The sequence below is a fragment of the Rhodococcus sp. NPDC060176 genome (genome assembly GCF_042728675.1).
In the GTDB taxonomy this organism is placed as follows: Bacteria; Actinomycetota; Actinomycetes; order Mycobacteriales; family Mycobacteriaceae; genus Rhodococcus_F.
The window spans coordinates 521,071-544,565 of record NZ_JBHWYS010000004.1 but is presented as its reverse complement, the minus strand read 5'-3'; the positions used below and the strand labels follow the sequence as shown (position 1 = coordinate 544,565).

21 protein-coding genes and 1 tRNA gene are annotated in these 23,495 nt (G+C 62.0%); 8 read left to right on the top strand and 14 right to left on the bottom strand.

Features of this window, described 5'->3' with window-relative positions:
* Window positions 1-72: 72 nt before the first annotated feature.
* Complete coding sequence (locus ACFWEM_RS22150; RefSeq protein WP_230816530.1) at window positions 73-549, bottom strand: GatB/YqeY domain-containing protein; 477 nt, start codon at window positions 547-549, stop codon at window positions 73-75.
* Window positions 550-681: 132 nt separating this feature from the next.
* On the opposite strand from ACFWEM_RS22150, the gene ACFWEM_RS22145 reads away from it, so the two are divergent.
* The 3 genes from ACFWEM_RS22145 (at window position 682) to ACFWEM_RS22135 (ending at window position 2,176) form a co-directional block, all read left to right on the top strand.
* On the top strand, window positions 682-1,650 hold the full coding sequence (locus ACFWEM_RS22145; protein ID WP_378537076.1) for a metallophosphoesterase: 969 nt from the start codon (window positions 682-684) through the stop codon (window positions 1,648-1,650).
* A gap of 54 nt (window positions 1,651-1,704) precedes the next feature.
* A tRNA-Pro gene (locus ACFWEM_RS22140) sits at window positions 1,705-1,778 on the top strand.
* A 74-nt stretch (window positions 1,779-1,852) separates the two neighbouring features.
* Window positions 1,853-2,176: a hypothetical protein gene (locus tag ACFWEM_RS22135; protein WP_378537074.1), complete on the top strand. Its 324-nt coding sequence runs from the start codon at window positions 1,853-1,855 to the stop codon at window positions 2,174-2,176.
* Here the strand turns inward: ACFWEM_RS22135 and ACFWEM_RS22130 are convergent.
* Both ACFWEM_RS22130 and ACFWEM_RS22125 read right to left on the bottom strand, forming a co-directional pair.
* The gene (locus ACFWEM_RS22130; protein ID WP_378537072.1) at window positions 2,139-3,470 is read right to left on the bottom strand and encodes a wax ester/triacylglycerol synthase domain-containing protein; all 1,332 of its coding nucleotides are present in this window, start codon (window positions 3,468-3,470) and stop codon (window positions 2,139-2,141) included. The two genes, ACFWEM_RS22135 and ACFWEM_RS22130, sit on opposite strands and share 38 nt — an antisense overlap.
* Before the next feature lie 79 nt (window positions 3,471-3,549).
* Entirely contained in the window at window positions 3,550-5,118 is a 1,569-nt protein-coding gene (locus tag ACFWEM_RS22125) for an acyl-CoA synthetase (RefSeq protein ID WP_378537070.1), read from the bottom strand.
* A gap of 189 nt (window positions 5,119-5,307) precedes the next feature.
* Here ACFWEM_RS22125 and ACFWEM_RS22120 point away from each other — a divergent pair, with 189 nt between their 5' ends.
* Window positions 5,308-6,339 (top strand): ABC transporter substrate-binding protein, encoded by a 1,032-nt coding sequence (locus ACFWEM_RS22120; protein WP_378537068.1) that lies wholly within the window; start codon window positions 5,308-5,310, stop codon window positions 6,337-6,339.
* Between the two features lie 57 nt (window positions 6,340-6,396).
* On the opposite strand, the gene ACFWEM_RS22115 is transcribed toward ACFWEM_RS22120, so the two are convergent.
* Entirely contained in the window at window positions 6,397-6,873 is a 477-nt protein-coding gene (locus ACFWEM_RS22115) for a MarR family winged helix-turn-helix transcriptional regulator (protein WP_378537066.1), read from the bottom strand.
* Between the two features lie 120 nt (window positions 6,874-6,993).
* Between ACFWEM_RS22115 and ACFWEM_RS22110 the strand changes: the two genes are divergently transcribed.
* Window positions 6,994-8,610: a DHA2 family efflux MFS transporter permease subunit gene (locus ACFWEM_RS22110; protein WP_378537064.1), complete on the top strand. Its 1,617-nt coding sequence runs from the start codon at window positions 6,994-6,996 to the stop codon at window positions 8,608-8,610.
* Window positions 8,611-8,678: 68 nt separating this feature from the next.
* On the top strand, window positions 8,679-9,347 hold the full coding sequence (locus ACFWEM_RS22105; protein ID WP_378537062.1) for a DUF6891 domain-containing protein: 669 nt from the start codon (window positions 8,679-8,681) through the stop codon (window positions 9,345-9,347).
* Window positions 9,348-9,352: 5 nt separating this feature from the next.
* Here ACFWEM_RS22105 and ACFWEM_RS22100 read toward each other — a convergent pair whose 3' ends face one another.
* The 3 genes from ACFWEM_RS22100 to ACFWEM_RS22090 form a co-directional block, all read right to left on the bottom strand.
* A complete protein-coding gene (locus ACFWEM_RS22100) occupies window positions 9,353-11,119 on the bottom strand; it encodes a cholesterol oxidase substrate-binding domain-containing protein (RefSeq protein ID WP_378537060.1) in 1,767 nt (588 codons plus the stop codon).
* Window positions 11,120-11,216: 97 nt separating this feature from the next.
* On the bottom strand, window positions 11,217-12,020 hold the full coding sequence (locus ACFWEM_RS22095; RefSeq protein ID WP_378537058.1) for a metal-dependent hydrolase: 804 nt from the start codon (window positions 12,018-12,020) through the stop codon (window positions 11,217-11,219).
* A 220-nt stretch (window positions 12,021-12,240) separates the two neighbouring features.
* Window positions 12,241-12,705 carry a light harvesting protein subunit alpha gene (locus tag ACFWEM_RS22090; protein WP_378537056.1) on the bottom strand — a complete coding sequence of 155 codons (465 nt, stop codon included), beginning with the start codon at window positions 12,703-12,705 and terminating at the stop codon, window positions 12,241-12,243.
* 167 nt (window positions 12,706-12,872) lie between these two features.
* Between ACFWEM_RS22090 and ACFWEM_RS22085 the strand changes: the two genes are divergently transcribed.
* The gene (locus ACFWEM_RS22085; RefSeq protein WP_378537054.1) at window positions 12,873-13,577 is read left to right on the top strand and encodes a response regulator transcription factor; all 705 of its coding nucleotides are present in this window, start codon (window positions 12,873-12,875) and stop codon (window positions 13,575-13,577) included.
* Entirely contained in the window at window positions 13,574-14,953 is a 1,380-nt protein-coding gene (locus tag ACFWEM_RS22080; protein ID WP_378445713.1) for a sensor histidine kinase, read from the top strand. The genes ACFWEM_RS22085 and ACFWEM_RS22080 overlap by 4 nt, the downstream gene beginning before the upstream one ends.
* Here the strand turns inward: ACFWEM_RS22080 and ACFWEM_RS22075 are convergent.
* The 7 genes from ACFWEM_RS22075 to ACFWEM_RS22045 all read right to left on the bottom strand — a co-directional run bounded on the left by ACFWEM_RS22075 (window position 14,850) and on the right by ACFWEM_RS22045 (window position 23,247).
* Complete coding sequence (locus ACFWEM_RS22075) at window positions 14,850-15,839, bottom strand: LLM class F420-dependent oxidoreductase (RefSeq protein ID WP_007732341.1); 990 nt, start codon at window positions 15,837-15,839, stop codon at window positions 14,850-14,852. The two genes, ACFWEM_RS22080 and ACFWEM_RS22075, sit on opposite strands and share 104 nt — an antisense overlap.
* Window positions 15,840-15,845: 6 nt before the next feature.
* Window positions 15,846-16,532: an HAD family hydrolase gene (locus tag ACFWEM_RS22070; RefSeq protein ID WP_378445712.1), complete on the bottom strand. Its 687-nt coding sequence runs from the start codon at window positions 16,530-16,532 to the stop codon at window positions 15,846-15,848.
* Window positions 16,533-16,801: 269 nt separating this feature from the next.
* Window positions 16,802-18,253 (bottom strand): catalase, encoded by a 1,452-nt coding sequence (locus ACFWEM_RS22065; RefSeq protein WP_230816542.1) that lies wholly within the window; start codon window positions 18,251-18,253, stop codon window positions 16,802-16,804.
* A gap of 31 nt (window positions 18,254-18,284) precedes the next feature.
* Window positions 18,285-18,839, bottom strand: coding sequence for a Fur family transcriptional regulator (locus ACFWEM_RS22060; protein WP_378537052.1), 555 nt, complete (start codon window positions 18,837-18,839; stop codon window positions 18,285-18,287).
* Between the two features lie 112 nt (window positions 18,840-18,951).
* Window positions 18,952-19,695, bottom strand: a complete 744-nt coding sequence (locus ACFWEM_RS22055) for a helix-turn-helix domain-containing protein (protein WP_054187027.1) — start codon at window positions 19,693-19,695, stop codon at window positions 18,952-18,954.
* Window positions 19,664-21,283: an AMP-binding protein gene (locus ACFWEM_RS22050; protein ID WP_378504816.1), complete on the bottom strand. Its 1,620-nt coding sequence runs from the start codon at window positions 21,281-21,283 to the stop codon at window positions 19,664-19,666. The genes ACFWEM_RS22055 and ACFWEM_RS22050 overlap by 32 nt, the downstream gene beginning before the upstream one ends.
* Window positions 21,277-23,247, bottom strand: a complete 1,971-nt coding sequence (locus ACFWEM_RS22045) for a thiamine pyrophosphate-dependent enzyme (RefSeq protein WP_199267496.1) — start codon at window positions 23,245-23,247, stop codon at window positions 21,277-21,279. The genes ACFWEM_RS22050 and ACFWEM_RS22045 overlap by 7 nt, the downstream gene beginning before the upstream one ends.
* Window positions 23,248-23,495 lie beyond the last annotated feature (248 nt).

The following is a 23,495-nucleotide window of genomic DNA, read 5'->3' as shown; positions in this document are numbered from 1 at the left end:
CCTGAAGCAAGAACGGCCGCGATCTCCGAGTGATTCGGAGATCGCGGCCGTTTTGGTTCTGGAAGCGCGCTTCTACAGTCGGGACTTCACTGCTGCAGAGATACGTGCGCCGTCGGCCTTGCCCTTGGCCAGAGCGTTGGCGGCCTTGATGACCTGGCCCATCTGACGCATCCCGGGACGCTCACCGAGCTCCTCGGAAACCTGAGCAAGGGCGGTGTCGACGACGTCGACAAGCTCGGCGTCGGTCAACGGCGTCGGCAGGTACTCGTCGATGATCTGAGCTTCTGCGCGCTCCTTCGCGGCAAGCTCACCGCGACCGTTCTCGGTGTAGATCTCGGCCGATTCGCCGCGCTTCTTCGATTCCTTTGCAAGGACTTTGATGATCTCTTCGTCGGTGAGGACTCGTGCTTCCTTACCGGCTACCTCTTCGGTCTGGACGGCTGCCATGAGCATCCGAAGGGTGGCTGTACGTAGCGGATCCTTCGCCTTCATGGATGCAACCATGTCGGTTCGGAGGGTGGCTTTGAGCGATGGTGTCGTGTCGGACATGGTGGAAACGCTACGCGCTCGGCGTTTCGCGCGTGCCGATAGTTACCTCCGCCCGGACACAATTCTCTGTGAAATAGCTGTAAAAGGCGGCGAGAGCGACGCAGAAGAAGGTCACACCCGTATCCTTGAGGGGTGTCTGACCAGTTCCGCACCAACCTGACCCGCGCCGCACTTGGTGCCGCGGGCGCCGCTGCACTCGGGATCGGGTACGCATCCGGCATCGAACGCAATGCATTTGCACTGCGTGAGGTGACGATGCCAGTCCTGGCGCCCGGTTCGTCGTCGCTGCGGGTCCTCCATCTCAGCGACTTGCACATGATGCCGAACCAACGGTTGAAACAGAATTGGTTGCGTGAGCTCGAAGGCCTCGACCCCGACCTCGTGGTCAACACCGGCGACAACTTGTCGCACCAGCGCAGCGTTCCAGCAGTGGTCCAGGCGCTCGGAGATCTGTTGGCTCGACCGGGTCTGTTCGTCTTCGGCAGCAACGACTACTTCGCTCCGAAACCGAAGAATCCGCTGAGCTACATCTTCAACAAGGACAAGCGCATCACCGGGGATCCTCTCCCCTGGGGCGACCTGCGGGCCGCGTTCACCGAGCGTGGATGGCTCGACATGACCCACGTGCGCCGCGAACTCGAAGTGGCCGGTATTCGCATTGCTGCCGCCGGCGTCGATGATCCGCACCTGAAGCGCGATCGCTACGACACCGTCGCCGGAACACCCAATCCCGTCGCCCAGCTCAAGCTCGGCCTGACGCACTCGCCCGAACCGCGAGTTCTGGACCGGTTCGCCGACGACGGCTACGACCTGGTGCTCGCCGGCCACACGCACGGTGGTCAGCTGTGCCTGCCGTTCTACGGCGCGCTGGTCACGAACTGCCAGATCGACCGATCCCGGGTCAAGGGACCGTCGAAGTGGGGCGCACACACCCAGCTGCACGTCTCAGCGGGCATCGGCACTTCGCCGTGGGCTCCGGCACGCTTCTGCTGCCGTCCCGAGGCAACTCTGCTGACTCTGGTTCCGGCTACCAGGCGCGAACCGGAGCATGTCTCCGCGCACAGTTCCGCAGAGTCTCCAGCGTCGGTTCTACGCAACTGACCTGCGGATTTAATGTCAGTCGACTCGGTAATGTAAGCTAACCGAGGTTCGACACGGGGTGTGGCGCAGCTTGGTAGCGCGCTTCGTTCGGGACGAAGAGGTCGTGGGTTCAAATCCCGCCACCCCGACAGTGAAGAACAGAAATTGAGGCCCTTCCGCTTACGCGGGAGGGCCTCAATTTCGTTGACGATAAGGTGAAGCCGTGGCATCCGAACCAGACTTCGCGCACAACGACATGGCGAGCCGTAGCCGACGTGAGAAAGCTGTCGGTCTTGCCAAGTTCGCCTGGGACCGCGATATCAGCAGTGCAGAGTTGCTCGACATGCCCGACGATCGGCTGCGCAAACTCGCGCGGGCGGCCGGTGCCAATCCGCCGAGCACGCGGGAGACTTGGACTATCGCCGCCAGTCTGCTCGATGAGAAAGCTGTGTGGTCAGCCGCTAACCCAGACCGTCCCGAGGCTCGGCGTGAGCATCCGGACGAGAAGATCATGTGGGTGAAGAAGCCGATCGAGCCCTGGCTTTAGTACTTCGTTCCTCGAGGCACGCCAGGACGCGGGCCGCGTTTTTCTCCAGGCGAGCCGCGTAGATATCGATGTCACCGCTATCCGGGGTTCCGCTGAGTACCGAGATCGCAAGCACGTCACCAACCGAGTAGATCCCGTGATTGAACGGACTCCGCGGCGACACGTACGGAAATGACGCAGTCGACACGATCTTCGACGTGCCGAGAGTCATGACGGCCGGTCCACGATTGACGCTGCTCGCTACAGTTCCCAGTTTCGGATCCGACGCCAATTTAGGTTTGACCGCAATAGCCGGAAGTTCGTATTGCAGTGCACGTACGGCCCGGTATGCGTCAGGATATTCCGCTTTGCCATGGTTGTTGTTTATGGTGATCGCGGCAAGACGTTCCGCAATATCTTGTTTGTCCATCGCCAAATCGACGTGATAGCAACCCATATGATTTTGTCCGCGCACCTCTGCCCCCGCGGGGGCGCCGGACATCACCTGCATCGAGCGTGGACTCTTGTCACCGAAATATTCTTCCAGTGACAAGGAGATGATCGTCTGGGCGATAGCTGTCACTGTCACGCCTGGCCACATTTTCTTGGCTTCTCGAATCGCCACCAGATCGAGCATGATCGCGGAGGCCGAACGCTTACCAGTAAAGGTCACGGCACCGCCACCGGAATCCGGTGCGTCGTATTTCCGGGTTTCCGGCAGAGCACGAAATGCGCGAACATACCGGCGCGGAGTTCCGAAGATTCCCTTGACAAACGACCACCACGGGTTCGGCGCCGTCAATTCCGGAACGAAATCGAGCAAATGCTTCGATGAAAACAGGTCGTGAACAATAGCGTTGTAGACCTGCCCGTCGCCCAAGGCATGAGAAGCCTTCAGGATCACCACAGTTGCTTCGCCCTGCACCCCTGGGGCATCGCGGACACCTCGAACGACGTGCAGTCGCCACAGGCATTCATAGGGATCGACGATCTGCGCGGCAATGTCGGCAAAGTATTCGAAAACACCTTTCCACGAGCAGATTTCGACATTGTCTTCGACATGCTTGGTGATATCGAAAGGTGCGGAGTCGATCCAATAGGGAAACCCGAACCCGCCGGGAACTGTGGTCACGGTCCACCGCAATTGCGGAATCCTCGACGCGCGAGCACTGAGGAAATCGAGCAGTTCCTTCTTGTCGAGCGGTGTCGAACTATCCGAATCGAACAGGAATATTGTCAGGACGTCCGTAGAGCGGTTTGCCATATTTGCCGGGATCAATTCGAAATCCACCGAAGTCAGCTGTTTGGTAGTCACGACAAATCTCCGATGCGTCATTCTCGAAACAAAGCGGGCATGAAAAGAATAGCCAACGACCACTTGCTTCGCGAAATGTTTACGCAGACGTTTGCACTCGGGCGACGGTTTCCTTTGCCCAACGGTAGTCGGCCTTCCCGCTGGGTGAGCGGAGGATGCTTGGCACGAGCACGATCGACCGGGGAATCTTGTACCCGGCGACGTGGGTGCGGCAATGCTCCGACAACGATTCCGTCGCAACATCTTCGAATCCCGGTCGAACCTGCACCACAGCGGCGACCTTCTCGCCGAATCGAGTGTCGGGCACACCCGCCACCAAAGCGTCGAAAACTGCCGGGTGTGTTTTGAGTGCCTGCTCGACTTCTTCGGGATAAACCTTCTCGCCTCCGGAGTTGATGCACATCGAACCGCGCCCGAGCAGCACGATGGTTCCGTCGGCTTCCATCGTGCCCATGTCCCCGAGTACCGCCAGACGCACCCCGTCGACGACGGGAAAAGTTGCAGCAGTCTTCGCGGGGTCGTCGAAGTAGGCCACGGGAACATGGCCGGCCCTGGCGATGAATCCGACTGTGTTCGAGCCGGGTTCGATGCGACGGAATTCGTCGTCGACAAGAATCATGTTGGGGTTGGATCGAATTCGCTTGGAACCGTCCTCACCGAATTCGACGACGCCGTCGTTGCCGGATTCCGAAGCACCGAATGCATCCTTGATCACCAGCCCTGGCAATCGGGTTGTCAGTTCTGCCTTCAGGTTCGGGGAGAACAATGCGCCACCCGAGCCGATCAGTTGGAGAGTCGAAAGGTCGTAGCGCCCTTCGCTTGCGGCGATGGCGTCGGCAATCGGTCGAGCAATCGCGTCGCCGACGACGGTGATTCCGGTGATCTTCTCGGCCTCGACCAGTCGCAGCACTTCCATCGGGTCGAAGCTGCGGGTCAGCACTCGGGGCGCTCCCATGAGAAATGCCGTGAGCAGTGAATAGATCGCGGCTCCATGCATGAGCGGCGGGATGAGTAGCAGCACAGTCGGATCGGTGTTGGCTACGGCCGCGTCCACAACCTCTTCGAGGCTTCGACGCGGCGGCCCGCTGAGGTTCGCTCCGGACAGCGCGGCGAAGAAGAAGTCTTCGTGCCGCCACACCACACCCTTGGGCATTCCGGTTGTACCGCCGGTGTAGATGATGAAATGGTCGTCGTTGCTGCGAGGGCCGAAGTCGCGGGTATCGGACTGCGCCGCAAGGGCGTTCTCGTAGTCGTCGCCGACGATCAGCACGTGGGTGATCTCCGGACACTGCGGAACCACGGCCAGTGCCGTCGGCGCGAATTCTGCCTCGACCAGCAGTCCCACCATCTGGGAGTTGGTGTAGATGTACGAGAGTTCGGCATCCGTGTAGCGAAAGTTGACGTTGATCGGTACCGCTCTGATCTTCAAGCAGGCAAGGAGCGCTTCGACGTACTCGACGCAGTTCCGCATGTGAATACCGACATGCTGGCCCGGTTCGACGCCCACCGACTGCAGATGATGAGCGAGTCGGTTCGATCGCAGTTCGAGTTCGGCGTAGCTCAACCGCACGTCTTCCAGAATCAAGGGAACCCGATCGGGGATCGCATCGGCAACGGCCTCGAACAGATCGGCAATGTTCAGGGTCATCGAAATCCTCACTACACGCGTCTTCGCTTACCAGTACAGGTCTTTCGCGAAGCTAACACGTTGGTCACGCCCTGTTGTCCGAATTGCGTAGAGGTCCCGCTGAGCGAGACCTGACGCGCCCTTCACCTGGTATCGACGGTGCGGATACCTCCCTGACCAAGCCATATGGACGGAAGGTAGGGTAGCCTAATGCATTCACGCACCACTCTCCGGAGCCGCACGTCGGTCCGGGTCGCCATGGTTGCCCTGGCGACTGTTTTTGCCGCTACGGCCTGCGGCTCGTCCGACGCCGGCGGCAACGCAAACGGCAACACCGATGTCGCGACCGGCGGCAAGCTGTTCAGCACCGCCGACACGGAAACCGCGAAGCTCGGCAGCGATGCCGCGCCCGGCGAGTTCCCACGCACCATCACCCATGCTCTGGGCGAGACCACCCTCGAAGCCAAGCCGACCCGCGTCGTCGTGCTCGACAGCGGCGAACTCGACGAGGTTCTTTCTCTCGGGATCACCCCGGTCGGCATCGCCAGCCCGGAAAGTGCCGCCGGTCAGCCGTCGTACCTGGCCGACAAGCTCGTCGGCGTCCCCGACGTCGGCACCACCAACAATCTCAACCTCGAGGCGATCACCGCACTGCAGCCCGATCTGATCCTCGGCAGCAAGTTGCGCCAGGACAAGCTTTACCCGCAGCTCGCGGCAATCGCGCCGACGGTCTTCAGCATCCGCCCCGGCTTCCCGTGGAAGGAGAACTTCCTCCTTGCCGGTGACGCACTCGGCGAAGAGACCAAGGCTGAGCAGGTTCTCAACGACTACCAAGAGCACGCCGACAAGGTCCGTGAGTCGATCGACGGCTCCCCGACAATTTCACTGGTTCGCTTTATGTCCGGGAAGCTGCGCCTGTACGGCAATCTGTCGTTCATCGGCGTCATCTTGAAGGACGTCGGTCTGCCCCGCCCGGCGATCCAGGACATCGACGAACTGGCCGTCGAGGTCAGCCCGGAAACGATCACCGAGGCGGAGGGTGACCGAATCTTCTACTCCAGCTACGGAAATCCCGCCGACACCGGCCAGACCACGGTTGTTGCCGGACCGCTGTGGGCCAGCATGGACGCAGTCAAGGAAGGACGCGCCACCGAGGTGAGCGACGAGACCTGGTTCCTGGGCCTCGGCCCGACAGGTGCCGGCCTGGTTCTCGACGATCTGCAGGCCAAGCTCGGCAAGTAGCCGTCACCTAGGCCAAGACCGCCGCTCGACTCTCCGGAGTCGAGCGGCGTTTTTTGTTCAGCGGTTGTCCTGCTCGAGGTGCTCGTTCATCGTGGAATGCAGGTCGACGAGAAATTCCTCGAATCGACTGAGCAGTTCGGGCGGGTACTTCGCCATCATGGCGTCGAGTCGCGCAGCAAGGGGCCCGAAGAACTCGTCCGCCAGATCCTGCACATGCGCACTGCTGTGCAGCGTGACCACGCGGCGGTCTGCATTCTCGCGGGTCCGGACGATATGCCCTGCCTTTTCCAGGCGATTGAGCAACGCGGTGGTTGCGCCCGACGTCAGTGAGATCCGCTCGCCGAGGCGGGCAGGCGAGAGTGGCGCACCTTTCTCCTCAGCCGCCGTGATTTCCATCAAGGCAGTCGCGTCGGTGGAATGCAGGCCGAGCCACGACGCGAATCGATGACTGAATTCGGTGAACGTCCCACCGTACGTACGGAATTCGTCCATCAGCCGCTCCCGCTCCACGGAGATGTCGCGCGGTGCCTCCACCTCGGTGATCCCACCTTTCCTGTGCCAGACGGCGGCCGGTCGAGCCCAGCGCGCACGTTGACAACTTACCGCCTCAAATATACCTTCATAGTGAAGTTACTTCACAATGGAGGTTTATTCGTGAACATCTCACCCACCACCCGAAAGTGGCTGGGCCTGATCGCCATCGCACTCGGCGTGGCACTGATCGTCGTCGACACCACCATCGTCAACGTCATAGTCCCTTCGATCATCGAAGATCTCGGGATCAATTCCGTTCAGGCTCAATGGATCCAAGAGTCCTACGCAATCGTGTTCGCGGCACTCCTGCTTCTGGTCGGCAGAGTTGCCGACCTGGTCGGAGCCCGTCGCATCTTCATCGCCGGAGTCGTCGTGTTCGGCGCAACGAGCCTGCTGGCCGGACTGGCACCGAACGGCGGCCTGCTCATCCTGGCGCGATTCCTGCAGGGCGCCGGCGCGGCCATGATCCTGCCCACGTCACTGTCGCTTCTGAACGCGATGTTCACCGGCAAAGCCCGCGGCCAGGCCTTCGCGGTCTGGGGCTCCACCATCGGCGCTGCATCCGCCCTCGGCCCACTGCTCGGCGGCTGGCTTGCCGAACATGCCTCATGGCGTTGGGCATTCGGGATCAACATTCCGCTTGCTGCGCTCATTCTCATCGGCGCAGTGCTGTTCATCGCACCCTCGCCGCGCACAGCTGGACGCATCGACGCCAGCGGAGCGGCACTGTCCATCGCCGGCCTGGGCCTGCTGGCCTTCGGCCTCGTCGAGGGACGGACGTACGGGTGGCTGACCACGAAGGAACCCTTCGATCTGTTCGGACTTTCATGGTCCAGCGGACCGTCACCGGTTCTGGTCGCGTTGGTTCTCGCCGTCATCTCGCTCGGTGCGTTCGCCTACCGTCAAACCATGCTCACCCGCAGTGACGATCCGTCGCGGGCGCTGATGGACGTGCGGTTGTTCTCCATCTCGTCGTTCCGCAACGGCAACATCGCGACGCTGATCATCGGACTCGGCGAGTTCGGAATCGTTGCGGTGCTTCCTCTCTGGCTTCAGTTCACGCTCGGATACAGCGCACTCCAGGCCGGACTCGCGCTGGTTCCCATCGCCATCGGCAGCTTTGTCGCCAGTGGTGCGAGCTTCGGGCTGGCATCGAAGGTCTCGCCGTTGGGCTTGGTCCGTATCGGCCTGGCTCTCGAAGCTCTCGGTCTCGCCGGTCTCGGATTCATCGCTGCAACAGACAGCCCCTGGTGGACTATCGCCGCAGTGCTGTTCTTCTACGGCATCGGTGTAGGTTTCGCGACGGCGCAGGTTACCAACGTCGTGCTCGAGGAGATTCCCGAGCAGAGTGCCGGTCAAGGCTCCGGCATTCAGAGTGCGTTCCGCCAACTCGGATCGGCACTGGGTATCGCCGTCCTCACCACAGTGTTCTTCAGCACTCTCAATTCCACGCTGAACAGCGACCTCACCGAATCCGGTGTCGACCAAGCTCAGGCTGATCAGTTGACGCGGGCAGTCACCGACAGCGCAGGCGCCGCCATCGACTCACTGGCCGGCTCACCGAGCACTGCCTTCGTTGCCGACGCCGCCCAGTCTGCGATGACTCACGGCATCACACTCGGCGGATACCTTGCGGCCGGATTTGTCGTGGTGGGCCTGATCGCCACGGCGCTCATCCCGAACAAGCCGGCCCCGTCGACCGAGGAGGAAACGAAAGCAGCAGCCGACGTCGCCTGACGGTCGGATCGGTGCAGTACGGTGCCGGTATGCGATTGCCCTGGTCACAGTCACGACAGTCAGCACCGGTGCTCAGTGAGGCTGACATCGTCGCCGTACGTGAGCAAGCACGCGAACTGGTACTCCCAGGTTTCGCGACGTTCGAAGAAATCTGCGAAGCCGCCCGAGACTGTGTCGAGGGCGGCTTCGAGAACGAAGAACTCGGCAGACAGATCGACGCGGGAGTGCGTGCAGTCTGGGACCACAGACTCGTGGAGCAGACGCAGTGGACGGCTCCCGGCGACTTCGAGCGCGTATCCGCAGCCTTCGCCGAACTCGAACGCAACGGCATCGTGGCCCGGATGAACTTCACCTGCTGCATGCAGTGCGGCACTACCGAAATCGACGACGAACGCACGCCGTCCGAACCCGACGACAACGGGTATCCCTTTGCTCAGTGGGCGTACACGTTCTTCCACATGCAAGATGCGGAGCGACTCGGCGACGAGCCGTCCGATCTCTACTTGTCCTACAGTGCGTTTCGTCCGGCCCACGATCTCGATCCCGCGCTGATCGCCGCTGCCTTCGGCGGCGACGAAACCGCCAAGGCACACATGATTGCGCACACCGATCAGACCGTCGGGCGCCAGGTAGCCGACGCACTCCGAGCCCAGGGACTGAGCGTCGACTGGAACGGTGACAACAATCAGCGTATCCGCGTCACCGACGTACGTTGGCGCAAACCGCTCCCGCAGTAGCAGATTCAGCTGGGTGGCAATACGCGGTCGAGGAACGTATTGCTGAATACACGGTGCGGGTCGTGTTCGTCGAGAGTAGCGAGAGCGAAGTCCCAATTCCCGTCGCCACCGGCACGGAAGGTGGCAGGCACTGTGCTGGTGAGGAATTCGTCGTCCTGGTACGCCGCCTGATCGGTGAAAGCCCACCCCTTGGACCACTCCGGACGGAAAGTCGCGTAATCGCCGGAGTAGTTCGCGACCATCCACCGTTCCATCTCACGAAGGAACGCGGGCAATCCTGCCGTGCCAGGAATCGAGACCACGTTCATCCAGATGGCAGTGTCCCAGTCCTGACGATCCGCCCGCGGCCGCACCGCTGACAGATCCGGCACGCCGGCACTGTCGACAAGGACTTCACCATTGTCGTCGACCCCGCAGAGACGCACTTCGAACGGCATGTTGACGGGATACCGCCCCAGCGACGCGTAGTGCGTCATTCGTTCGTTCAGCCAACTCGTCATCTCGTGCACGACACGGCCGATGTTGGACCGCTTGGTGATCACTGCGCCACCACCGCCTACGACGCGCAAGGTTGTGTGCCGCAGGTAGAACAGAACATCTTTCGACCAACCCCACAGATCGTCGGTGTCGGTCAGCACCAATCCTGCTGCTACGGCTCCGAACTGGGAGGCACCGAACAGTGGTGTCGCAGCTTGAAGACCCTGCGCCACCATCCCCAACGGGGTGGTGACTTCTTCGGGAATCGCGTCGGAGAAGAAGTAGTTGTACGGCCCGATCACTTCTCGGGACTCCGGCGGTTTGACCGGGGTCGGCGTCCAGACCTTGAGCCACGGTGTTTCGGTGAACGGGAACCAGATCGCTTCCACCCGTCCGGATTTCTCGACGAAACTCTCGTAGGTACGCCCTGGCGAACCGGGAGCAGCAAAGAGTTCTTGCCACGGAATATCGGTGAAACTCTGGCACCGTAGCCGATAATTCTCCCCGGCTTGCAGCGTCACGGAGGTGACGAAGGTTCGGCCCAGGTGGGTCAGGAAAGCCGTGATCTTGTCATCTGATCGGCGAAAAGTCTTCAGTGCGTAGCGCTTACTGCCTTCGTCCCACGCCACCACTGTGATCTCGGTGATCAGGTTGCTCAACGACCCGTACGACTGGCCAGGGGTGATCGTCTCCCCCACCGCCGGATAGGTTGCCCCGTGGGCACCGATCGCCAGCGCTCCGGCGATGGACAGCTCACCGATCGCCGGAGAGTTGGCCCAGCCGAGCCCTTCTCGCTCGAGCGCTGTCAGAATCGCTTCGATGCTGGCCCCAGCACCCGCCGTGGCTGTTGCGGGTGTGCCGTGCTGCACCACAACCGAAGTCAAGTTCGTCATCGTGTCGACCAGCAGAACTCGATCCGAAGGTGCGCCGGGCACCACCGTCAACGGACTCCACCCGTGCATCGTTCCGCGCGCACGCACCGTGTAACCGTTGTCGAACGCCCAGTTCGCGAGGGTGACGACGTCGTCGCTGTGACGCGCCGTCGCCGTCCACACACTGTCGAGCATGATTTCCCGCGACCAATTGGCGTATGCCTGCTGTGACAACGGAATGTCCGACGGAAATCCGGGCGGTGGCGCAATGGTCGATGCCGAGCCCCAGGGAACTGCTCCGGCCGGCGCCCAGGAAACACCCGCGAGAGCAGCTGCGCCGGCACTCGCTGCGAGAAATCCGCGCCGGCTCACACCGTCTTCTCTCGAGCTGTGCCCTGCCTTGCGCTCTGCTTGATGCACCACTGCTCACTCCGTCAGCCGACTCGGTTCATGTCAGGGACGAACGTAGAACAAATATGATTACGATGCCAGTGGTTCCGTAATAAAAGTTTTCCGACGCTTACTGCACCATCGGAGCGAAGACCGCGTAGATCGCTTCCGGGGCACCGTCGAACGCACTGATGATCAACCAGGCAGTCAGAACCGTCAAAGCCGGCCCGATCAGAACCTTCTCGAGGTTCCCACCTGCACGGATGGACAGAAATGACGGCAGCCGTTGCTCCCACCATCGTTTGCCGCCGAGCGGGATCAGGGGCGCGAGAAACGGCACCCCTTCCTTGGTGATCGCATCGCCGAGACAGTGCGTGGCGCAGCCCAGTGCCACCGCAACACCTAGCCCGGTGGATCCGGCCTCGCTGGGATACCACTGCCAGGTGAGGGCCGAGAGCACCAACGCAACGGCAGAAACCGCGAGCCATCCCTTCTCCTTGGCCAATTCACCAGCCAATCCTCGGATCGCCAACCCGAGGCAGAAGAACAGCGTGATGATGATGGCGGGTTTCCCGAACTGAACCACCAGCGCAGAGACCCCGGCACCGAGACCCGCGGCAAACAGTGCGGTATGCGTGAGCGTCCGATGCCCACCACGACGCTTGCCGTCCTTCTTGCCTTTCGTAATGCGGTAGAAGGTCACCGAAATTGCGTCGATGCCCTTGGCCAGAGTCTTGCTGAGCGGACCGAATGATCGGGAAACCGTGGACTGACCGGTATCGAGGTCGGGAAGCAAGGCGGCTCCGGCGCACACCCCGGCAAAGGTCAAAGTTTCCGCAGTGGATGTGGGCCCTCCCCAGTCGAGAGGCAACAACTCCGCAACCACCAACCCCACAGCAGCACCGGACATCGCGTGGGTGGGGCCCATGACCATGAAACACAACACCTTTCGAAACGCGCCCCGCGCCGGGCTGTACCGCACCCGGAGCAAGACACCACACACATGACGCCGTCGGCGACGGCCCCGGCATGCTCGCCGAGACCGCCCCGAACGTAGCAAGTGCTACCGACAGGCTTGACGAACCTCCAGACCCAGTTGAGTACGGCCGTACCGTTCCAGGTCAAAGCGGTTCATGCGGAGCTTTTTTCGCTCGTCAGCCCGCGGCAACCGTGCATGACAGGGCAACGCCTTCCTCCAGCGGAGCGGCACCGGCCATGTCGAGCACCTCCGCCGGAACACCCTCGGTCGTCGGAGCCCACTCGACGGTCGGCAACGCCGGCACCCCTTCACGCGCAACGAATGTCGCAGCTTCGCTCGGCACTTCGATAGTGATTGCGGCCGTACCGGCCTCCTCCGCGCGCACGACCTTGCCCTCGTCGATGAGCTTCTGCAGCTCCTCGTCGGAAATCGGTGCCGCGACACCACACGCTACTTCGGGAGCCACACCCAACTCGGCTGGAGCGGTCGCGATCGATCGCACCGCCACCGGAGACCCATCGGAGATCGGGTTGGAAGCCCAGGCGATTCCCGGCGCCACTGCCATACCGAGGACCGCCACGGACGCCACCACCACACCGGTCCGGCGGGCCCGCTTGCCGTTCACTTTCAATCGCGTCATCGTTGTTCTCCTTGATCGAACGTTCTCGAATTCTCGGCGCGGTCGCATCCGAGAAACCCGAGGTTATGAAGCCAACACTGCAGATCTGTTGTCGGTTTCTTAGGAGTTGATGAGAATGCGGCGGCCCTCGCTCCGAGCGGGACCCCAGGCCTTGATCCGATGGCACCATGGCTGGGGTGAGTACACGCGAGCGCATCCTGATCGTTGACGACGACGCGAAGGTTCTGAATTCGCTCGAACGTGGACTCCGATTGTCGGGCTTCGACACGGCAACTGCCGTCGACGGACGATCGGCCTTGTCCTCGGTGAACAAGCAATGCCCGGCCGCGCTCGTTCTCGACGTCAACATGCCCGGCCTCGACGGCGTCGGGGTCGTGACCGCCCTACGCGCGATCGGCAACGAGGTTCCGATCTGCGTACTCAGCGCCCGAAGTTCCGTGGGCGACCGCATCGCGGGGCTGGAAGCGGGCGCCGACGACTACCTCACCAAACCCTTCGAGTTGGCAGAACTGGTCGCCAGACTCCGCGCTTTGCTACGACGCACGACGCGGGCCACCCCTACCCTCGATCACCCGATCACCGTCGGCCCTCTCACCGTTGATCTTCGTGGTCACCGAGCACACATCAGCGGTAAACGAATCGAACTCACCAAAAGAGAATTCGATCTGTTGTCCGTGCTCGCCGAGCACGCCGGCATCGTACTGAGCCGGGCACAGCTCCTGCGCCTCGTCTGGGGTTACGACTTCGCTGCCGATACCAATGTCGTCGACGTCTTTGTCACCTATCTACGCAAGAAACTCGAGGTCGACGGGGCGCCTCGCGTGGTCCACACCGTGCGCGGAGTCGGCTTCGTCCTGAGGGCCGAAAGATGAAGCGGCCGCTGTCACTACAGACCCGCGTAGCCATCGCCTCAGGCCTGGCCGCTGGAATCGTGATTGCCGCGATCGGAATTGCCTTCGCGGTCTTCCTGCGTGTCAACGGATCCGAACAACTCGAACGCACACTCGATTCCGTCACTCTGGGAGTTGCGGCAAGTGCACCGAGCCCGGCGTTCATCGAAACACCCACCGCAACAACACAACCACTTGTCGTCGACCCCGGCTTCAATGCCACGACCATCAGTGCGTTGGCTACCACCGACGTCCGCAGTCGGGATGTTCTGCTGCCCGGTGACAGCGGTGCCGCACTGGCCGTCAGCATCCCCGAAGACCCACTGACCCAGGCAATCCGTGAGCAGCAGGTCCAGGTGGCCGCTGCGGCGGTGGTCGCTATTCTCGCCGCGGCCGGGCTCGGCTGGTTCCTCACGGGCCGTGCCGTCCGCCCCCTACAACAACTGACCGAGACCACCAGTTCGATCGGCAACAACCTCGACGTCGAAGGACTCTCGCGCCGGGCACCGTCGGTACGTGGCACGCGCGAAGCCGAAGAACTTTCCGAAGCAATCCACAGCATGCTCAGTCGCATCGAAAGCGATCGAAGCCGCACCGAAGAGGCGTTGGAGTCGGCACGCGATTTTGCTCGCGTCTCTGCCCACGAACTGCGCACCCCTCTGACGTCGATGCGTACCGATCTGGAAGTTCTCGCGACACTGGATCTCACGGAAAGCCAACGGCGTGAACTGTCCAGCGAATTGTTGGAGGCGCAGCGCCAGATCGAGCGCACCTTGACCGATCTGGAGACACTCGCCCTGGGTGAGGTGGCCGATCCCGAGGACTGTGCAGACGTCGACCTGGTGGAGGTTGCCGATCGCGCCGTCGCGGACGCCGGCCGTCTGCACCCGCAGGTCGACGTTCGTTTGAAAGCGCCGGAAGAGCTTTCGGTTCAGGCCTTTCCCGCGGGCATCCGTCTGGTGTTGACCAACGCCGTCACCAACTCCGTTCGGCACGGCAACGCCGACGAAGTCGAGATCACCGTCCGATCAGGGGCTGCGACCGGTTCGGCGACGGTATTCGTCGACGACAACGGCACGGTGATCGCGCCGTCGGAACGGGAAGCGATGTTCGAACGATTTGTTCGTGGTACCGGTGCGGGCGACGCCGGAAGCGGTTTGGGTTTGGCCCTCGTCGCGCAGCAGGCACGGCTGCACGGCGGTAGCGCTCGACTCGACAAGAGCCCGCTCGGCGGTACTCGATTGATTTTCTCGATCAACCCAATTCGACGTGCAGAGCCTCGAGCAGCGGCTTGGCCGCCTCGTCGAAGAATCGGTCTTGGGTATCTCCACCGATCTGTACCAGTGCCACATCGGTGAATCCGGCGTCCGTGTATGCCTTGACCGCCTCGACGATCACATCAAGATCGGGACCACACGGAATGCTTTCAGCTACATCCTCTTTACGCACGAACTGAGTTGCGCCCGAGAAGCTCGCCGGCGTCGGCAGTTCGGAGTTCACGGACCACCCGCCGCCGAACCACCGGAACTGCTGATGAGCTCGGGCGATTGCCGTGTCGCGATCAGGATCCCACGAGATCGGAATCTGACCGATGGTCCGGCCTGCGGGAGCCAATCCGTATGCCCGGCCGTGCACATGCTTCCACAGGTGCACCAGTTCCGAATCCGGTTGCACGGCAATCAGATCGTCGGCCATCGGACCGAAACGCTCGACGGACTTGTCTCCGGACATGGCCAGTGCCAGGGGAACCGGATTCTCGGGGAGATCCCAGATCCTGGCGGACTGGACGTCGAAGTACTCCCCCTTCCAGCTCACCAGATCTCCGGCGAGCAGTGCGCGAATGATGCTCACCGCCTCCTGCAGCATGTCCTGGCGGGTGTCGATGGACGGCCAACCCTCGCCAACCACATGCTCGTTCAGGCTCTCGCCACTTCCCAATCCCAGGGTGAAGCGCCCGTCCGCGAGGATCTGGATCGTCGCGGCTTTCTGAGCGACGACGGCAGGGTGGTACCTCACAGTCGGACAAGTCACGTACGTCATCAAGCCGACTCGCTCGGTGGCATGTGCGACTGCTCCCAGCACCGACCAGGCGTAGGGCGCATGTCCCTGCTCGGTCAGCCACGGCGAGTAGTGATCACTCATCACTTCGAAGTCGAAGCCGACTTCTTCGGCCCGAACTGCGTGGCGAACCAGTTCTTTCGGGCCGGCCTGTTCGGTCATCAAGGTGTAGCCGAATCGTGCCATCACTGATCAACTCCTGGTATCGAGGCCTGAAACGAGTTCGGAGACCACACTGCCGTCGAGGTGGTCGAGAAGATCGCGAGCGTCGTCGTACACGGCAGCAGCACCCGCGCCTTCGAGTTCGTCGGTCGACATGCCGCCGCTGCGCACTCCCACAGCCACAACGCCCGCCCATGTCGCCGCCTTCATGTCCCAGACGGCGTCTCCGACCATGACCGCATCTCCCGCGTCGACACCTGCCTTCGCGAGCGCGACCTCGATCAGGTCCGGATCAGGCTTGGCCACGTCGACGGATTCCGAAGAGGTGGCGGCGTAAATCATTTCGTCGATGTCGAGCGTCCGGCGCAGCAACTCGAGTTCGTCGTCCGGCGCCGAAGTTGCGAGCACGACGTGCAGTCCGAGCGAGTGAACTCGGCGGATCAACTCTCGTGCTCCCGGCAGTACTCGGAGGCGGTCAGCCGACTGCCGGTAGTACTTGGTGTGAAGCTCCTTGGCCCGTGGCCCGCACCCGTCGATGTCTTCGCCGAGCAACGTCTCCAGTAGTTGGTCTCCGTCCATGCCGATGCTGCGATGCACCCGCCACGCGTCAACCGGGCGACCTACCTCGAAGAACGCTCGCGACCATGCTTCTACATGCAGATAGTTGGAATCGACGAGCGTTCCGTCGATGTCGAAGAGAACCGCACCTATTGCCATGGGAATTGACTGCCCAACACCTCGGTTCGCGAAACTTGTGCCCCGAGCATTCTCCGCTCGAGAAGCGGATCATGGAGGGTGCGAACAGCAGAAGTGCACGTCGAACAGGGGTGTCGTCATGGAGTCAGTCGTTGTATTCCTTCTCGCATGCTTCGTCTACTGGTTCGCGCTGCTGTAGTTGGGCAGACGGAAACGGACCGCTGCCGGGAATCGATTTCCCTTGCAGCGGCCCGCATTCGGTACACCTATTCGATTGTCAGGTCAGCGGATCACTGACCTGCGCGTACGCCTTCTTCGACGCGCTTACCCAAATCTGCGTCGACGTTCTTCCAGTACTCGAAGACACGCAGCAGAACTTCCTCGCTGACGCCGGCAAGGGCGTGGCCGACGATGTTGCTCACCAGGCGCTCACGAGCTGCGTCGTCGAGAACTTCACGGACCAGCGTTCCAGCCTGCGTGAAGTCGCCGTCCTCGGCGTGCTCGATGTATCCGGCGCGCACAGCCTTGCCGTCGAACGCCCACAGGCCTTCGTCACCGGCAACCGACGGATCGGCATGCGGTCCGCCGTACGAGTTCGGTGCGTACACCGGCGTCGACGGGGAATTGAAGCTGTAACGCATGGCGCCCTCCTTGGAGTAGGAGTTCACCTCGTTCTTCGGGGCGTTGACCGGCAGGTCGGCGTAGTTGGTGCCGATGCGGTAACGATGTGCGTCGGCGTAGGAGAAGACGCGTCCGAGAAGCATCTTGTCCGGGCTGAATCCGATGCCGGGCACCACGTTCGACGGCTCGAACGACGCCTGCTCGATCTGCGCGAAGAAGTTCTCCGGGTTGCGGTTCAGCGTCCACTTGCCGACCTCGATCAGCGGGTAGTCCTTCTGGGACCAAACCTTGGTGAGGTCGAACGGGTTGAAGCGGTAGCCCTCGGCCTCGTCGACCGGCATGATCTGAACGTTGAGGGTCCAGCTCGGGAAATTACCGGCCTCGATGGCGTTGTACAGATCCGCGCGGTGGTAGTCAGGATCGCTACCGGCGAGGCTGTCTGCTTCGGCCTGCGTCAGGAACTCGATGCCCTGATCGGTCTTGAAGTGGTACTTCACCCAGAAGCGTTCACCCGCAGCGTTGACCCACTGGTAGGTGTGCGATCCGAAGCCGTCCATGTTGCGCCAGGTCTTCGGGATACCGCGGTCACCCATCAACCAGGTCACCTGGTGAGCGGTCTCGGGGCGCAGAGTCCAGAAGTCCCACTGCATGTCGTGGTCACGAAGACCTGAACCCGGGAGTCGCTTCTGCGAACGAATGAAGTCGGGGAACTTGATGGCGTCCTTGATGAAGAACACCGGGGTGTTGTTGCCGACGAGGTCGTAGTTTCCCTCTTCGGTGTAGAACTTCATCGCGAAACCGCGCGGATCGCGCCAGGTGTCGGGGCTGCCCTGCTCACCGGCGACGGTGGAGAAGCGGACGAGTGACTCGGTCTTCTTACCCGGCTGCAGGAACGCGGCCTTGGTGTACTTGCTGACGTCGTGTGTGATGACGAGTTCACCGAAAGCGCCGCCGCCCTTGGCGTGGACGATGCGCTCCGGGACACGCTCGCGGTTGAACTGCGCGAGCTTCTCGATCAGGTAGTGGTCGTGAAGGAGCACCGGCCCCTGAATACCCGCGGTCAGCGATTCGTCATCACTTGCGACCGCGATACCGAAATTGTTGGTGGTGGGCTTGGTCATGGCGAAGCCTCCTAGCGTTGTGGGCTGGGCGTCAGAGGAGCGGGGCTGCATCCGAGCCGAACGCATGGGCTGCATGCGAGGGGGCCGACTCGGAGGTTCTGGACGCATCAATTCGATTCTGCGAGACCGCGTCCGACTCGGTGTCGGATTCGGCAGAATTCTTCAGGCAATCTTGGCAACGGCCCCAGAACACGACCTCGGCTTCGTCGATTTCGAAGCCGTGATTATCGGAAGGTTCGAGGCAGGGAGCTTGGCCGACAACACAATCGACGTCGACGACCTTGCCGCAGCCGCGACAGACGAGGTGATGGTGGTTGTCACCAGTCCTCGTCTCGAACCGGGCGGGCGAACCCGCCGGCTCGATGCGTCGTAGCAATCCTGCGTTCACGCATGCCTTCAGCACGTCGTAAACGGCCTGTGTGGATACCGATCCGAGCTGCTGCCGCACGAGTGCTGCAACAGAATCGGCGTCTGAATGCGGTTGGGCTGTAACCGCATCCAGCACGGCGAGGCGCGGAGCAGTGACCCTCAACCCGACGGCGCGCAGTTGCGCTCGGGGGTCGAAGTCATGCTCTCCGTCTCGCATGTTTCCCAGTATGCCGCTTTTCTGGAATTAGTCAAGAAAAGGATTGCCTAAGTTGAATCGAGACCGGTGTCACACCTAGCGGCATCACACCCAGTGCATCGCACCCGGTTACTCAGCCCAGGACGAACCAGATCGCCTTGACCGTCTCGTCCGTCTCGTTGCGCAACCGGTGGGGAACGTTCCCGACCAGGTGTATCGCTTCACCCGCCTTGAGGAGCCGACGCATTCCGTCGATGTCGATCGTCAGAGTCCCTTCCAGCACGTACCCGTAGTCGTCACCCGAATGAGTCTGCGGTGCATCGCCCGGTGCGGAATCGGCGCCGGGCTCGTACTCCGTGAGGAGGAACTGGACGTGATGGTTCGCGGGAGTGTTCGCCAACCGTTGCCAGCGAACACCCGACCGAAAGGTGAGGCAGTCGGAGATCCGCGGTTCGTGAGTCTTCGTTTCGGATGCGGATTCCCGTTCCGGATCGACGCTGTTGCCGAGCAGCACGTCCAAGGACAGGTTGAGTTCGGTCGCGATCGCAAAAAGCGTGTTCACCGCGGCCTGACTCTGCCCCAGTTCGAACTGCGACAGGAAGGACGGCGATACGCCGAGCCGCCTCGCCAATTCACGAACCGGGATTCCCTGTCTCGTGCGTTCGGCACGAACCGTCTTGCCTACCGACGTCCCCAAACCGTTGTCCTCCGTCTTCTGTTTGCGCGCCGCCACCTTGGCCGGCGCCGACTTCTGCTGTGCCGACTTCTTCTGTGCCGTCGTCTTTTGGGGAGTCGTCTTGCGCGGTTGCGATTTCTTCGATGCAGCCGCTGTCGACTCAGCCGTCTTACGAGGTGGCTTTGCGCCGGTTGCCGTCATGTCCGAACTCGCTTCCGTAGGTCTCGGGGACCGCCTGTGCGGAGCCCAAGCCTAGCGCTCGACGTAGGAGAAACTTCTGAACCTTCCCACTCTCCGTCCGAGGAAGCGACGGAACGGTCTCGACTCTCTCCGGAGCTTTCTGAACGGCAAATCCTTCGGACAGCAGGAAGATCCGCAGATCTCGAACGCTTGGCGGATCACCGTCCGGAACCACGAAGGCGCACGCGCGCTCCCCCAGATCCTCGTCCGGATACCCGACCACCGCCACCTCTCCCACATTGGGATGAGCCTCGAGGGCCCACTCGATGTCGGCAGCGCTGAATTTCTCTCCGCCCCGGTTGATGATGTCCTTGATCCGTGACGTGATCCGGATCTGACCGGGTCCGTCCACGGCGGCTACGTCGCCGGTCCGGAAAAAGCCGTCCTCGGTGAACGATTCCTCGTTGATCGAGCTGTCGACGTAGCCGACGAACAGTTCCGGGCCCCGCACCAACAGCTCGTCGTCTTCGCCGAGCCGGAATTCGTTTCCGCCGATCACAGCTCCTTCGTCCTCTGCCTGCAGGTCGATGTCACCGAAAGGATCACCCATGACGAGGGTCGGAAGTTCCGTCGATCCGTAGGTGCGAACAACCGCCGTCCCCATCACGCGATGGGCCCGACGCACCAACTCGGGCGGAATCCCGGCCCCACCACACACGAATCGGGTCAGCTGAGATCGTCGATATCCGCCCTTCTCGTAGGCGTCGGCGAGACCACGGAGAAACGGTGTCGCGCTCACGGTGAACGTGCATTGCTCGCGTTCGATCAACGCAACTGCCACTTCGGGAACCCAGCGTTGCATCAGAACGGTAGAGCAGGCTGCCGCTGCCGGCAGAACTACCGCATACGAAATTCCGGTGATGTGGGGTAACGGTGAAGGCATGAAGATTCGGTCCTGCGAATCCACGCCACAATGCGCGATCATGCTCGAACTCTCGGCCATCAGGGTCCGATGTGTGTGAAGCACGCCTTTCGGAGCCGAGGTGGTTCCCGACGTGTAGAGAACGAGGGCGACATCGTCGGGATCCGCGCGGTGGTCGGGCCGGTTCGACTCCATCCCGAAGTCCAGGAAGTCGTCGAACGTTGTGCGTCGCAACCCACCTTCGCCTCGAGCCTCCACCAGAAGAACCTCTCGGCCCAGATCACGGAGCACCGTCCCGAGTTGCTCGACGTGACGATATCCGCGGTATTCCTGCGGGGCTACGATCACCGACGGCTCAGCTTGCTCGACGATGAAGGACAACTCGTGTGCGCGGTAAATCGGGACCACCGGAAGGAGAATGCCGCCGGCAAGCCACGTGCCCCAGGCCGCAACCACGGATTCCCACCAGTTCGGCAGTTGAACGAGTACCACTTCTCCAGGCTCGAATCCCGATTTATGCAGTGCGCCTGCAAAGCTCGTTGCAGCGTCCACCAATTCCTGGTAAGTCCACCGCACACTCTCGTCGACAAGGGCCAGTGCTTCGGGATCGCGACGCAGGGCGTCGAGAAGCATCTCGGGCAGCACCCCGCCGCCGGTCATTGCCCGCGGGCGGGTAGCGCTCAGCACGACATCACCCGCCGAACGGCTGCAACGATGTCGTCAGGTCCGACTTCCCACTCACGTTCGAGCACCGGCGCATAGGGCGCAGGCGCGTACCGTGCTCCCACCCGCACTACCGGCGCGTCCAGTGAATAGAACCCGGAATCCACCGCCATAGCTGCGATCTCGGCTCCGACGCCGAAGTCCACGACGGCTTCCTGGGCAATGACCATCCGGTTCGTCCGACTGAATGATTCGAGAATCGTCTCCCGATCGAGCGGAGCAATCGTTCGTAGATCGATGACCTCGGCATCGATCCCTTCGTCTGCCAACGTCTGCGCCGCGACCAAGGCGTGCAATGCCATACGCGACCACGAGACGATGGTGACGTCCGAACCTGGTCTCGTCACCGCTGCCTTTCCGATCGGAACCCGAAAATCCTTGCTCGGCAACAAACTTTTCTTCTCGTACAGCAGTCGATGCTCGATGAACATGACCGGGTTGTCGTCCTCGATCGCTGCCCGCAACAACCCGTATGCATCCGCGCCCGAACTCGGCATGAGCACAGTCAGTCCCGGGATGTGCGCCAACAGCGCCTCGAGACTCTGCGAATGCTGACCACCCGACGATCTGCCGGAACCGAACTGCGTCCGCACCACCAACGGCAGACTCACTGCGCCGCCCGTCATGAACCGAAGTTTTGCCGCCTGATTCATCAACTGATCCAGGCACACCCCGAGGAAGTCGAGGTACATCAGTTCCACGACGGGCCTACGGCCCGCCATCGCGGAGCCGACGGCAAGACCCATGATTGCCGATTCGGAGATCGGCGTATCGAGCACTCGACCCGGATACTTTGCGGCCAATCCCCTGGTCAGACCGAAAACATTTCCGCCGGCAACGTCGATGCCGGCAAGAAACACATCCGGATCGGCCGCCAGAGAGTCGTCGAGCGCCGCCTTGAGGATCTTGGACTGCGACACGGCCGCGCCGCCCGCGCCGACACCCACGTCGAGGCGGTCCGGCGGGTAGATGCGACGCGGCGAAAAGATGTACTCCATCACGCTCGACGCCTCCGGTTGCGGCGACGACCGCGCGAAACGCTCCGCCTCGGCGACCACCGCCCTCACCCGCTTGTCCACCAGATCGAGTACTTCGTCCCCGATGCCGAGCTCTCGGAGTCGGCCACGCGTCAGCGTCAGTGGATCGGCCGCGAGAATGTCTCGCGCCATCTCGTCCTTGTCGCGGTACACCTGCGGATCGCCCTCGTAGTGCCCGTGCACCCGCAGAGTCGTGACCTCCACGAACACCGGACCACCGCTGCCTCGCACCTGCTCGTACACCGGCCGAATACCGTCGGCGACCGCCTCGACGTCGTTGCCTGCCAGCGTGATCGATTTCATCCCGTATCCCGCTGCGCGCGCAGAGATCGGGACAGGATGCTGATCCACCGTCGAGGAAAACTCCGAGAATCCGTTGTTCTCGCACAGGAAGATGATCGGCAGCTTCCACAGAGCAGCCATGTTCATCGCCTCGTGGAACGCACCGGTCGCAATCGCCCCGTCACCGAAGAACGCCACCACCAGATCGCCCTCACCGCGATCCTTGGCAGCGAAAGCCGCACCGACGGCAATCGGCAACCCCGCGCCCACGATCCCGTTCGCACCGAAGATCCCCAAGCGGGGATCCGCCACGTGCATCGAGCCACCCCGGCCGTTGTTGGCTCCGGTGACCTTGCCCATCAACTCCGCCATCATCCGGTCGGGCTCGAGACCCTTTGCCAGAACATGGCCGTGCCCGCGGTGCGTCGAGGTGATGACGTCACTGACCCGCGCATGAGTGAGAGCCCCCACCGCGCACGCCTCTTGACCTATCGAAGTGTGAACGAACCCCGGAATGGTGTCGCCCTTGTAGAGCGCCGAGATGCGCTCCTCCATCATCCGGATCAACAACATCTTTTCGTAGGCACACAGAACTTCTTCGCCGTTCACGAGCCGGAACACCTCCAATAATGCTGCGCTCGTTACGAATACATGCGCAGTGGGTGAGCAGGACTATACCGACGGATTTTCCTTGCTGTCCAGTGGCACTTGACAAAGGCTGTGAGGTGACTCACGATTACGGAGTACTTCGGATCCGCGACGATCCGCTCGGGGCAGTTGGCACGAGCGAACCGCGTCGATGCCGTAATACGCACGGCGACAAGACCGTCCGTTTTCTTTCGTACCTACTTCCGTTC

Bases quoted from the DNA above. Each gene is read 5' to 3' on its own strand.
- ACFWEM_RS22150 (WP_230816530.1), bottom strand. From the start codon at position 549: ATGTCCGACACGACACCATCGCTCAAAGCCACCCTCCGAACCGACATG.
- ACFWEM_RS22125 (WP_378537070.1), bottom strand. From the start codon at position 5,118: ATGACCCTGAACATTGCCGATCTGTTCGAGGCCGTTGCCGATGCGATC.
- ACFWEM_RS22120 (WP_378537068.1), top strand. From the start codon at position 5,308: ATGCATTCACGCACCACTCTCCGGAGCCGCACGTCGGTCCGGGTCGCC.
- ACFWEM_RS22095 (WP_378537058.1), bottom strand. From the start codon at position 12,020: ATGGTCATGGGCCCCACCCACGCGATGTCCGGTGCTGCTGTGGGGTTG.
- ACFWEM_RS22090 (WP_378537056.1), bottom strand. From the start codon at position 12,705: ATGACGCGATTGAAAGTGAACGGCAAGCGGGCCCGCCGGACCGGTGTG.
- ACFWEM_RS22085 (WP_378537054.1), top strand. From the start codon at position 12,873: ATGGCTGGGGTGAGTACACGCGAGCGCATCCTGATCGTTGACGACGAC.
- ACFWEM_RS22080 (WP_378445713.1), top strand. From the start codon at position 13,574: ATGAAGCGGCCGCTGTCACTACAGACCCGCGTAGCCATCGCCTCAGGC.
- ACFWEM_RS22075 (WP_007732341.1), bottom strand. From the start codon at position 15,839: ATGGCACGATTCGGCTACACCTTGATGACCGAACAGGCCGGCCCGAAA.
- ACFWEM_RS22070 (WP_378445712.1), bottom strand. From the start codon at position 16,532: ATGGCAATAGGTGCGGTTCTCTTCGACATCGACGGAACGCTCGTCGAT.
- ACFWEM_RS22065 (WP_230816542.1), bottom strand. From the start codon at position 18,253: ATGACCAAGCCCACCACCAACAATTTCGGTATCGCGGTCGCAAGTGAT.
- ACFWEM_RS22060 (WP_378537052.1), bottom strand. From the start codon at position 18,839: ATGCGAGACGGAGAGCATGACTTCGACCCCCGAGCGCAACTGCGCGCC.
- ACFWEM_RS22055 (WP_054187027.1), bottom strand. From the start codon at position 19,695: ATGACGGCAACCGGCGCAAAGCCACCTCGTAAGACGGCTGAGTCGACA.